This is a genomic window from Microvenator marinus, assembly GCF_007993755.1.
GTDB lineage: Bacteria > Myxococcota_A > Bradymonadia > Bradymonadales > Bradymonadaceae > Allomicrovenator > Allomicrovenator marinus.
The window spans coordinates 216,199-227,866 of sequence record NZ_CP042467.1; the positions used below are offsets into that span (position 1 = coordinate 216,199).

The following is an 11,668-nucleotide window of genomic DNA, read 5'->3' on the forward strand; positions in this document are numbered from 1 at the left end:
ATTCTGGTAGGACTTGCGGGACGCATCTAACGCGGACCGGGCCCGCGTTTACTCACTACCAACCAGTTTTCAATTGTGCCCAGGTAATGAAGGCGATTGCCGCAGTTTCGGCCCGTAGAACTTGAGGGCCAAGGTAGATTCCGGTGGCGTTTGCGTTGAGCAGATGGAGCTCGGCGGCAGAAAATCCACCTTCGGGCCCCACGAAGAGCTCGATCGGTGCGTCGGAATCTCCGAGTTCGAAGTCCGAAGCAGACTCGCCTTCAAAATCCCCAAAGTACTTTCTGCCCTCAGACAAGAGAGCGTCTTTCAGTTGAATCGGCGCTTCTACACTCGGGGTGAGCGCCGCGTGGGACTGCCTTGCCGCGGCAGTCGCGATCTTTTGCCAACGTTCGAGCTTTACAGCGAGTTTGCCTGGGGGGACTTGGACGACCGTGCGCTCGGTCAGGATGGGGTAGATGGCCGTAACCCCAAGTTCGGTGGCCTTTTCGATGGTCCATTCCCAGCGATCTCCTTTGGGAATGGCTTGATAGAGGCGAATCTCGGGGCCGCTGTCCACACGAGCCTCGAGTTCAGAGACCTGCATCGTGTTGGAGCCTAAGTTTAGCTTTGCCTTTCCAACCTTGCCTTGCCCGTCAAAAACTTCAACGACCGTGCCGTCAGCAACGCGCAAGACTTGTTCGAGGTAGTGCCGCTCCTCGGTGCTCAGGCCAACCTCTCCAAGCTTCAAGTCGTCCACCCAAACCCGTCGGGTCCTACTCAAAGCTTCTTCCAGGTAGTGGCTATCCAGTCCCCCGAGACCTTGGTCTCGATATGGGCGAGTGGCGCGTGGTTGAAGGTGGCTTCGTGGGCATCGCGTTGTTGGGTGGTGATGCCGCTCATGATGAGTGTGCCACCGACTTTGACACGGGCAATGAGTTCGTCTTTGAGTTCGACCAAAACAGGAGCCAAGATATTGGCGATGACCAATTCAAATTCGCCCAATTCATTGAGCGTCTTGGTGCTGAGTTCGATATCTGGGGTGTGATTTAGAACTAGATTGTCCTGAGCGACTTCAACTGCCACCGGGTCGTTGTCGATGCCGATGACGCGGCTTGCTCCAAGCTTCTTCGCCATGATCGCGAGGATTGCGGAGCCACAACCAACGTCGAGCACGTCGGGAGCCTCAGTCCACTTCAGTAACGTCTCATCAATGGCCTGCGCACAGAGTTTCGTGGTGTCATGCGTGCCGGTTCCAAAGGCCATCCCGGGCTCAATGAGGATATGGACCGTGTTCGGATTCGGCGACTCTTCCCAAGGAGGCCCAACGGACAAGCGCGGAGAAATCTGCACGGCCTTGAACCAGTCCTTCCAGCGCGTCTCCCATGAACGGTCATCGTAGCGATCAAACGAAATCACCTCGAGGTTCTCGGACGGAGATTGGAAAGTTTGCGGTGATTCTTCGTTGAACTCGAAGAAGGCGATGAGCCTCGAACGACCGTCGGGTACTGGGGCCATCATGTTGACGGGCACGGCACCGGGGCTATCGGTGTCTTCCATATAGGTCGTTCGGTCTTGGATCTCGACGCCTTGTGCGCCAGCTTCCCAGAGGAGTTCGGTACCCATTTCCGCAAAATCTTCATCACAAAGACATTCTAGTCGCCACCAGGTTGATTCGCTCACTATTCCTCCGCGAGGTCGATACTATTCCAGCTCATTCTGAGTGCCTTTCCTTTCCATTCTTCGGGAGTCGGTTCAAGTGAGAAAGCGAATTCTCGCTCCTCGCCGGCGGGAATAGCGGCGTCTTTGGGCACGGGGAGGAGTCGATCTTCCAGAACTAAATCGCCGGCCATGAATTCGACTCTTAGCTGACCACCGATGACCTCGTGCTCCGTTGGATTCTTGACGAGCACAAGGACATCGCGCACCCACTCTCCGTCCTCGCTCTTGCGTCGGACTCGAAATCCAGGCTCCGGCATTTGCTCAAGTGTTTGGGCGAGGAGCTCCGAGCGCCACGCCTGATGAAGTTCATCAAGTTGGGCCTTGAGTTGAGTGTCATCGGGGCGAATCTCATTGCGCAGGTCGGCCACCGTAATTTTGAGGTCTTTTCCTTCGAGGGCGCGCGCTTGATGGATTCGCTTTTGAATCTCGGCGACCCGCTCTTTCTCCTGGAGCCAAACACCGATTTGGTCGACCCGTTCTTCGAGTGTGCCTGGCCGAGAGAACTGGAAAGGCGTTTGAGTGATTTCGTCGAGGATTTCACGCGCGGAGTCGAGCTTTCCTTCTTCGACGAAGGCTTCGAGCCGGTCGAGTTGGCTCGCGATCTTGGCGCGTTCTGACAGGCCGAGATAGATTCGCCACGAGCGCCCCTCTTTTCTGAGGACGTAGACGTACTCGACACGCGCATCCCTTGAGAGGTTTTCGACTTTGACCCAAACCTTTGCGTCATTCGCCTCGAGTTCCTTTCGCAAGATCTCCACGGTGCCGCCTTGAAGGATGGGATTTGGTGGAAACACCTTAGCGAAGTCTTCTGGAGGGATGCTGGCTTTGTCGTTGGTTGTGACGAAGGTGTAGGCCTTAAAAGGCGCGTCTACGATCTCGTGAGACTCTACGAATGAAAGCGTCACTTGCTCCACGGCCCAATCGTCAGGCTTACAGCCGAGCAAGGTGAGACAAACCAAAAATGTGATCATTGCGCGCATGAAAGACCGGGTCCCAGAAGTGTCCTCACTTTACTCCGGCGTGTTCTGCGGTCAACCTACACGTTGATGCCCGTTGCTCATTGCAGTAAAAGTTTTGGAAAACGTTACACGGAGTAAAAATGACTGACGTGGTCTCGGAGATTAGAGAAGGAGTGGGGTTTTTGACCATCGATCGGCCGGAGCGTCGAAACGCGCTATCGGCTACCGTTGTGCAGTCCCTGATCGAGGGTTTGCGGGCTTTTGATTCGAATCCTGATGTCAAAGTTGTGATTTTGCAAAGTTCTGGCGAGAAAGCCTTCTGCGCCGGTGGTGACCTGAGCGATATGCAGGCCGCTGACGGGATGCTTGGTCTCCACTGGGCACGGGGCGGTTTTGCCGAGCTCCTGGTGCAGATGCAAAAGCTCTCTAAGCCCATCATCGCGAGGGTTCAGGGGCAGGCACTTGGTGGAGGATTCGGATTGGCGTTGAATTGTGACCTGGTGGTGGCTGGTCGTTCGGCCAGCTTCGGAACCCCGGAGATCAAAGTCGGACTTTTTCCGATGATGATTATGGCGGTGATGGTTCGCAACCTTGGGCGAAAGGCTGCGATGGAGCTGATGCTTACCGGAGAGAGAATCAGTGCAGATGAGGCGAAAGCGATAGGCGCCGTAAACCGTGTGGTGGAAGATTCCGACCTAGACGAGGCCGTGTTTGAGCTCGCAAAGAAGGTGGGCGGGTTTTCTCCAGCCGTTTTGAGGCTAGGCCGAGAGGCATTCTACAACACGCAAGATATGGGCTTTGAGGAAGCCTTGAAGGCGCTCCACTCGGAGCTCAGCATCAACGTGATGTGTGAAGACGCGAGTGAAGGCGTGATGGCGTTTATTGAGGGGCGAAAGCCGGAGTGGAAGGGACGCTAGCTGAAAAGCACGTCACGCATGGAGTAGTTGCCGGTTGGCTTGTCGACGAGCCATCTTGCGGCCCTTAGCGCGCCGCGAGCAAAAATCGTCCTATCTTGCGCTCTATGCGTCAGCTCCAACCGCTCGCCTTCCCCAGCAAAGAAGACCGTGTGTTCGCCGACAATCGAGCCGCCTCGAACCACTTGAAATCCGATTTCGTCTTCAGAGCGAGGACCCACCTGTCCGTGTCGCCCCCATTCTGCAACCGACTGAAGGTCGAGTTCGCGCGCCCTTGCGGCCGCCTCGGCCAGAAAAATAGCGGTTCCGCCGGGTGCATCGACTTTGTGCCTATGGTGGGCTTCGAAGACTTCTATATCAAAGCCTCGCGTGGCTTTGGCGGCGAGCTCAACGAGGTGTTCTAGCACGTTAACGCCCACGGAGAAGTTGGCGGCGTGTAGAAATGGCCGGTTCTTGACCAGGCTAGCGAGCTTCGTGTGCTCGTCTTGACTTAGACCAGTGGTGCCGGAGACCAATGGGAGGGGGGAGTCCGATATTCGCTGGGCGACCTCAAGCAGTCCGCTCGGAGACGAGAAGTCGATGAGGGCGTCGAGCGCCCCAATCTGCGTGTCGGGCAGGAGTTCTACGAGCTCGACCGAAGCTTCGGCAGCCACACTTTGCAGGGCCTTACCCATCCGCCCTCGGTATCCGAGAACTCCGATCTTCATGAGAGGAGCCCGAGTTCCTTGAGGCCCTGAGCCACACGTTCTTTGAGCGCCTCGTCGGGCGAGTAGAGGGGAAGACGTGCTTCGTCGGAACACCAGCCTAGTAGGGCGGCACCTGCTTTTGTGGGCACAGGGTTCGAGTCCGAGAAGAGTATCTTGGCAAAGGGCACGACCTTCTGGTGCAACTCCCGTGCGGTCTTGAGGTCAGAATTTAAGCCGGCTTGTACGAGATCGTGCATCAGCGTCGGCGCGAGATTTGAAACCACGGAGATGCATCCTTTTCCGCCGAGACAAACCAATGGCAGCGTCGTGAAATCATCGCCAGAGAGCACGTCAAAATCGCCTGGCACGGTCGACAGGATATCGGTGCCGAGCACCATATCCGCGGAGGCCTCTTTGATTGCGACGATATTGGGGTGCTTCGCGAGTGTTGCGACGGTCGGTGCGCTCAGGGAAATCACAGTGCGGCCGGGCACATTGTAGAGCACGAGGGGCAATGGCGATGCGTTTGCGATGGCCTCAAAGTGTAGGACCAGGCCGCGTTGCCCGGGCTTATTATAATAGGGCGCGACAACCAAGGCTGCATCCACTCCTTTGATTTCGGAGACGGCCTTTGTGAACGCGATAGACTTGGCTGTGTCATTCGAGCCTGTACCGGCAATGATCGGAACTCTGCCACGGGCTTGGTCGACCACGGTCTTGATGACCGCAAGACGTTCCTGCTCGGTCAGCGTGGCGGATTCACCGGTGGTTCCGCAGGGGACCAACCCATCAATCTTTCCATCGATCTGCCGCTCCACGAGCTCGCTCAGAGCCTTATGGTCTACTTCAGAATTTTTGAACGGGGTGATGAGTGCGGTATAGGCGCCGGAAAAAGCCATGGTTTTCTCCCAAAAAAGGTCGGCGTGACGCTGCCGAGAGCTAAGCAAATTGTCAAGGCCGCGCTAAACTTCTTCCAGAATCCACGTCTCGAAAGGATGTTGAGATTCGTCTGGGGAATCGGCCAGCTCTTCGAGGAAAATGGACTCACGAAGGACCACGGCGCGGTTGTCACGGGTGCGATGTGTGAACACGTGCGAGAGGTAGAGTTCCTCTTTGGCTCGCGTTGCTGCCACGTAGAATAGACGGCGTTCTTCTTCTTCACCTTCGAGCGTATCCACGGAATTGGTGCTCGGGAAATGGCCGTCTGAGAGCCAGAGGACGAAACACGCGTGCCACTCAAGGCCTTTGGCCTGGTGGATGGAAGTCAGAGTGACCTTTTCATCAGGCACTTCTCCGCCGACCAGAATGTCTTGCCCTGACATTGACGAAAGCAGCGTGATTTCGCCAAGGAATCTATCGATATCTTCAAATTGAGCCGCAAAGTTTACGAGCTGTTCGAGGTCCTGCGCGCGACTCTTGTAGTCGTCGCCAAAGCTCTTTTGCAAATAGTCGTCATACGGGCCTTTGATGACCTTCTCTACCAACGAGTCGGGAGTGGCCGTGAGCCTGGATCCGATGAGCTCTTTAAAGAGCGCGGCAGCGTGGGCCCACGAGCGCCGAACCCGTGTGGGTAGCGCGTGCAGGAGCTCGTCAGATGCAATCGCCCTGAGCGGATCTGGCTTGTTGAGGGCAAGTTTCCAAATCTGGTCTGCGCGTTTGTTCCCGACCCCCTGAAAGTGCTTGGCTAGTCGGATGAAGCTGAGTTCGTCCTTGGGGTTGTGGAGGAGTCGTAGATAGGCGAGCACGTCTTTGATATGGGCTTGTTCGAAGAAACGAATGCCGGAACGCACCACGTAGGGAATTCCTCGGCGGGTCAGCTCAACCTGGAGCTCCATGGCGTGATGATGTGCGCGATAGAGAACGGCAATCTCGTCGAGCGAAATACCCTCGTCGGCCAGCTCAAGAATGCGTTGAGCTACGAAGTCAGCTTGTTGGTAGACGTCTCGCACCCTTAGTTTCGCAGGTTTCTCGCCGGAAGGGCGGTGTGCTCGCAGCGTTTTCGGGTATTGGTTTTGGTTGAATGCGATGGAGCGGTTCGCGAGCTCCAAAATCTGTGGCGTGGAGCGGTAGTTCAGCTCAAGTCTGAAGTGCCGGCATTCGGGGTAGCGCAATCCGAACTCGAGGATATTTCGGTACTCAGCCCCGCGAAATCCATAGATCGCCTGGGAATCATCGCCGACGACCATGAGATTGCGGTGTTTGGCGGACATGAGGTCGATGATTTCACCCTGAATCAGGTTCGTGTCCTGATATTCGTCCACAAGGATGTGCTCAAACTCTGACTGCAGTGCTTCTCGTACATCCACAAAATCAGTGAGCAGTCGTTTCCAGTGCAGAAGGAGGTCGTCGTAGTCTACGAGCCCCATCTCCAACTTCCGCGTCTGGAAGAGTGCAAAAATGGAGCGAAAGGTGTCTGCCATGCCCTTAAAATGCTCAAATTTATGGCTGATGAGGTCGGGGACTGGTGTTTGAGTGTTGATACAGAGGCTTAGGATTTTGACCAGCACGGATCCGCGAGGAATGCGCTTCACGTAAATGTCGTCCACCGCCTCGGCCACGCAGAGGTCCATGAGGCTCGCCGCGTCTTCGGAATCGATGATGTTGAAGTTAGATGGAAGCCCAATTTTGGCGGCATAGCGGCGCAGAATCCTGTTTCCGATGCTGTGATAGGTCCCGCTCCAAATCCGTTTGGCGTCGTGTGACACGAGGCCAGCGACGCGGTCGGTCATGTTTCGCGCGGCCTTGTTTGTGAACGTGAGCAAGAGAATCTTTGATGGGTCCACGCCTTTATGAATCAGCCACGCGACTCGATAGGTCAGGGTATGTGTCTTTCCCGACCCGGCTCCAGCGATGACCAGATTCGGTCCGGAAGAAGCCGTGACCACAGCCAATTGTTCTTCATTGAGTTGATCACTCAGCGCCCAATCTTTGGTCGGCTGCGGTTTCTGAGATTTTAGAGTGTATTTTTTCAAGGCTGTAAGTTGTTGATGTTGCGAGTTTATTTTTGGGGTGTTCGAACTTTTTTTAATTATTTACGCAACACTTGGGAAAATCGTCCGAAAATATAAGTGTGGGGCAAATTAGTTCGCACACATCGATAGAGAAATTCAAGGTCAGTAGATAGATGCAATCGTCAAACGCACATTTAGGAGGTCGAACATGGACGCAGCAAGAATTTCAACGACGCCACCCACTGGGGACATCAGTCCAATAGACGGAACTCTGAGACCGGAACCAGGAGAGCCTGCAAAGGTCCACATCAATCATAAGGGCGAGGTAGAGACGAATTTTGGATCTCCGTATGGAAAGTTGGCGGACGGGGCCCAAAAAACACTTGACCAAACAGTGAAAAACCTTGCGACCGAATACGAGGAACTCGGAAAGCAGCTGGCTGAGGCTGAAGCAAAAGGTATGACGGGTACGGTGAATGCCATCAGAAAGGAGATGGGGAGGATCGAAAGTACGTTGGATACCATAAAGGAAACGGTTGAAAGGTATCCTAAGGATTCCATGAGATGGAACATGGGAGGGAACCATCAAATCGGACATGGCGTTATGGCGTCCCATTTCGCTAAGCTTTCGAGTGCCTTGATCGAAGATATCGGGAAGGCGAACTTTTCGGAGAGAATCGGGATGACTCCGAGCACCGAGGCTCCGGACGCGGTCGCCGGAAACAGCGCTGTTTCCGAGTTGGAAGGTGGCAAAGGGAGTTCAGGCGTCAAAGGTGCCGATGGACAGGAACTGAGTCCGGAGCAAGCCAACCTTATTCAAATGGACCCTGCAACCTTGCACAACACTTTTGCGAGCGATCCAGAAGGCACTTGGAAGTCGATTGCAAGCTTGCCACCTCAAGATCGCAACATGGTGATGCAGGCACTTCAGATGGCGATTCAACAAGATAATCAACTCCAATCAATGCTGAGCAATTTCATGAAATCAATTCATGACACCGCAAAGGCGCAGATTTCAAATCTTAGGGTTTGAAGGGTTGAAGCGAAGGATTGACAATATTCAACAAATTCGAACTAGAGGAAGGAGGAAATATGACTAGCATAGGAAGTATTACAACTACCCCAGCTACCGGGGATATCAGCTCAATCGAGGGAACTCTACGGCCGGATCCAGGGGCTCCAGCAATGGTCCACATCAATCATCGTGGAGAAGTTGAAACGAACTTCGGGAAGCCATACGGAGAGTTGAAAACTACGTCACAGGAAAAAATGGATGCAGTGGTGAAGGGGCTTGCCAATACCTACGCGAGTCTGACTGAGCAGTTGGCGGAAGCTGAGGCGAAAGGAATGACCGGCACCGCAAACGCGATTAGAAAAGAAATGGGAAAGATTGAGAACATGTTGAACACCATCAAGGAAACTGTGGAAAGTTATCCAGAGCATGCGAAGACGTGGACCATGGGGTCGAATAATGACTCCTTCGGCCACAACAAAATGGCGGTTCATTTTTCGAAACTTTCAAACGAATTGATTCAAGATATCGGGAAGTCCAATTTCTCAGAAAGGATCGGAATGACCCCGAGCACGGACGCTCCCGATGCTGTCGGCGGAAAGGGCGCGGTATCGGACATGGAAGGGTCGAAGGGAGGCTCCGGAATCAAAGGGGCTGACGGGCAAGAGTTGAGTGCTGAGCATGCGAACCTTGTGCAAATGGACCCAGCAACTTTGCACAATACTTTTGCCAGCGATCCAGAGGGTACTTGGAAGTCCATCGCAAGTCTGCCGCCTCAGGACCGCAACATGGTGATGCAGGCCCTTCAGATGGCGATTCAGCAGGATAACCAGCTTCAGTCGATGCTGAGCAACTTCATGAAGTCGATGCACGACACGGCCAAAGCGACGATTTCGAATTTGAGGGTCTGACGGTGGAGCACCTGGAACGCCTAGGTCACCGTTATTTCACGCGTTGGCAGCTTGATCGAGCAATCCATGTACTCTCCTTCGTAGCTCGGCAAGCTGCCACGCGTGATTTTGCGCCTTTCATGTTGGGAGAAACCTATCGGCGGCGTGGAGATTGGGAGGAGGCGACGCGGTGGTACCTGGAAAGCTACCAGCGCGGGAGGACGGACCTCTTGACCATGTTTCGTTGTGCAGAAGGAATGTACCGCCAAGGCCAGAAAAGTGATGCGCGCGCATGGTTCGAGTACTTGGTAGCGCATGATGTTCCGGGACCACGTCTGGAGCAGGCTCGCGCGCTCTTGGAGCGCTGCCGATAGGCCGAGGCCTTGCCAGACCGGAGTGGCCCGTGCGGTTGACTCTGGTGGGCCTTTTCACTACACCTAAACGCTACGAAATTGCATCGGATAGAGGGCGCTTGTCGTCTTCGTTGAACATACATCGGGCCAATTCATGCGTAATTTGTTTTTCTTTCTTAGCCTCCTCTTTCTGGCGGCCACCCTCTCATGCAGTGATGAACAGGTTGGGAGTGCCCAGGCCGGACGCATCGAAGTGCTGCCGAATCCGATTGGTTTTGCTCAGGTAAATATCGGGGAAAGTGATGAAGTCGCGGTGGTTGTGGCCAATCAGGCGAATGAGTCACTCACCGTGTTTGAGATGCGCTTGGAGGCACGGGAAGGCGGCACGATCGAAGGCCTAGAATTGGTTAACCCGCCCTCGACGCCATTTGAAGTCGACGGAAACGGCGGCGCCGTGAACTTAGCCATTAAGTACACCCCCACGGAAAGTTCCACGCCGGTTCAAGGTAGGCTGGTCTTTGTGAGCAGCGATGACCGCTACACGCGTGAGGCCCCACTTGAAGTAGATGTCAACACGCTTGGGAATGAGCCTCGATTGCAGGCATCTCCGGGAGTTGTTCGGTTTACTCGACAAGCTCCCGGCGCTCGGGAGACCCAGAGTGTGGCTTTGCGCAATATCGGTTCGGCACCGCTCACCATTTGGAGTGAGCCCGCATACGGGGGAGGCCAGGACTTCAAGCTTAGTGTTCCCGAGAAAACCTATCCTTTGGTTTTGCCGATCTTCGATGCGGACGCGGCGATTGAGAATCCCGATGAGTACGAACTGAAACTCGATGTGGAGTACGCCCCGATTGGCAATGGTCAGGACTCTGGAGAGATTCTGGTCGTGAGCAACGATGATTCGGCCGAAGGCGGAGCAAATGGTCGATTCACGACTGTGATTGACGTCGCTGCAAATGCTGATGCGGCGTGTATTTTGGTGAGTGAGACGACGAAGAACTTTGGGCAGGTTCCTATCGGTGGGGCAGGGGCTGAGCTTGTGGTGATGACGAATTGTGGGACTCAGAACCTTGAGGTTTCCAGTATTCGACTGACCGAAAATTCAGCGGACGACGAGTTTGAGCTCGAGCTCGGCGGACTTGATGCCAACGAAGACGGTGACCTCGACCGAATCATCACGCTTAGACCCGGTGAGGAACAGTCGTTTTTGGTTCGCTACACGCCCGAGCAACAAGGTAGTGATACCGGTACGATCGTGATTGGAAGCAATGACCCGCTTCAGGGCGAGCTCGAGATTGGGCTGATTGCACGCGGGTCTGATGGGATTTGTCCTACAGCGCGTGCGGGTGCCTTTGTGAAAGGCGGGAGCCAAGTTCTACGCCAATCCTTCACGGCAGCGCCACTTCAGTACATCGTCCTGGATGCCACCGAGAGTACCGACGAGGATGGCCGAGTTGTGGAATACGAGTGGGAGTTTGTGCGAACTCCTCCCGGAGTCAACCCGGAGCTTACGCCTACCGAGGCCGACATCAACGATGAGGACCAAAGCCGTCGGGAGTTCAGGCTCTTGACCGCAGGAACCTACGAGGTCGAACTTCGAGTCAAAGATAACGACGGCTTCCTCTCTTGTGGAGACCCGGCAAAGGTGACGATTGTTGCCGTTCCGAGCGAAAAGGTGCTCGTGGAGCTTACGTGGACTAACCCCGAAGACCCTGATGAGACCGATAATGTGGGGTCAGACGTGGATATCCATGTTCTCAAAATGGGACCGGGCAAATGGTTTGAAGCGCCGTATGATGTCTATTTCCGAAACCCTGACGGGTTGTGGGGGCAAGAGAACCCTAGCTTGGATATCGACGATCGCGACGGTCTCGGCCCAGAGAACGTTCAAATGGACGACCCGGCAAACTGCGAATGGTACGCCATTGGAGTTCATTACTACCGCCAGTTCTTCGGCACCGCGTACGTGACGGTGCGCGTCTACATCAATACAAACCTCGTGTTTGAGAAGGTGAACAAGCCGATGACCCGCGGCGGACAATTCTGGGATGTGGCGCGAATTCATTGGGATAGCGGCCAGGTCTACGAGGTAGACAACGTGCTCGAAGCAGCTCCCAATGGGAGTGCGCCACCGGTGAGTGCGGGCATGGAAAATAGCGGCCTTTGCACCACGCAAAATCTCTACCCGATTCAATGAACACCGTT

Annotated in this window: 11 protein-coding genes; 5 read left to right on the forward strand and 6 right to left on the reverse strand. The window is 54.8% G+C overall.

The window, feature by feature from the left end; translation table 11 throughout:
* Positions 1-55: 55 nt before the first annotated feature.
* The 3 genes from FRD01_RS00910 to FRD01_RS00920 are packed head-to-tail and all read right to left on the reverse strand — an operon-like array spanning position 56 to position 2,678.
* Entirely contained in the window at positions 56-760 is a 705-nt protein-coding gene (locus tag FRD01_RS00910; RefSeq protein ID WP_249755897.1) for an RsmE family RNA methyltransferase, read from the reverse strand.
* Positions 757-1,659, reverse strand: coding sequence for a 50S ribosomal protein L11 methyltransferase (prmA, locus tag FRD01_RS00915; RefSeq protein WP_146956774.1), 903 nt, complete (start codon positions 1,657-1,659; stop codon positions 757-759). The genes FRD01_RS00910 and prmA overlap by 4 nt, the downstream gene beginning before the upstream one ends.
* A complete protein-coding gene (locus FRD01_RS00920) occupies positions 1,659-2,678 on the reverse strand; it encodes a hypothetical protein (protein WP_146956776.1) in 1,020 nt (339 codons plus the stop codon). The genes prmA and FRD01_RS00920 overlap by 1 nt, the downstream gene beginning before the upstream one ends.
* 119 nt (positions 2,679-2,797) lie before the next feature.
* Between FRD01_RS00920 and FRD01_RS00925 the strand changes: the two genes are divergently transcribed.
* Entirely contained in the window at positions 2,798-3,574 is a 777-nt protein-coding gene (locus FRD01_RS00925) for an enoyl-CoA hydratase/isomerase family protein (RefSeq protein WP_146956778.1), read from the forward strand.
* Here FRD01_RS00925 and dapB read toward each other — a convergent pair.
* From dapB to FRD01_RS00940, 3 genes are all read right to left on the reverse strand, one after another.
* The gene (dapB, locus tag FRD01_RS00930; protein WP_146956780.1) at positions 3,571-4,278 is read right to left on the reverse strand and encodes a 4-hydroxy-tetrahydrodipicolinate reductase; all 708 of its coding nucleotides are present in this window, start codon (positions 4,276-4,278) and stop codon (positions 3,571-3,573) included. The two genes, FRD01_RS00925 and dapB, sit on opposite strands and share 4 nt — an antisense overlap.
* Positions 4,275-5,156, reverse strand: a complete 882-nt coding sequence (dapA, locus tag FRD01_RS00935; RefSeq protein ID WP_146956782.1) for a 4-hydroxy-tetrahydrodipicolinate synthase — start codon at positions 5,154-5,156, stop codon at positions 4,275-4,277. Before dapA ends, dapB begins: the two co-directional genes overlap by 4 nt.
* Before the next feature lie 63 nt (positions 5,157-5,219).
* Positions 5,220-7,229, reverse strand: a complete 2,010-nt coding sequence (locus tag FRD01_RS00940; RefSeq protein WP_146956783.1) for an ATP-dependent helicase — start codon at positions 7,227-7,229, stop codon at positions 5,220-5,222.
* A gap of 187 nt (positions 7,230-7,416) precedes the next feature.
* Here FRD01_RS00940 and FRD01_RS00945 point away from each other — a divergent pair, with 187 nt between their 5' ends.
* From FRD01_RS00945 to FRD01_RS00960, 4 genes are all read left to right on the forward strand, one after another.
* Positions 7,417-8,241, forward strand: coding sequence for a hypothetical protein (locus FRD01_RS00945; protein ID WP_146956785.1), 825 nt, complete (start codon positions 7,417-7,419; stop codon positions 8,239-8,241).
* A 59-nt stretch (positions 8,242-8,300) separates the two neighbouring features.
* A complete protein-coding gene (locus tag FRD01_RS00950) occupies positions 8,301-9,131 on the forward strand; it encodes a hypothetical protein (protein ID WP_146956787.1) in 831 nt (276 codons plus the stop codon).
* Between the two features lie 2 nt (positions 9,132-9,133).
* Positions 9,134-9,484 carry a tetratricopeptide repeat protein gene (locus FRD01_RS00955; protein ID WP_146956788.1) on the forward strand — a complete coding sequence of 117 codons (351 nt, stop codon included), beginning with the start codon at positions 9,134-9,136 and terminating at the stop codon, positions 9,482-9,484.
* A gap of 133 nt (positions 9,485-9,617) precedes the next feature.
* Entirely contained in the window at positions 9,618-11,660 is a 2,043-nt protein-coding gene (locus tag FRD01_RS00960) for a choice-of-anchor D domain-containing protein (RefSeq protein WP_146956790.1), read from the forward strand.
* The last annotated feature ends 8 nt before the right edge of the window (positions 11,661-11,668 follow it).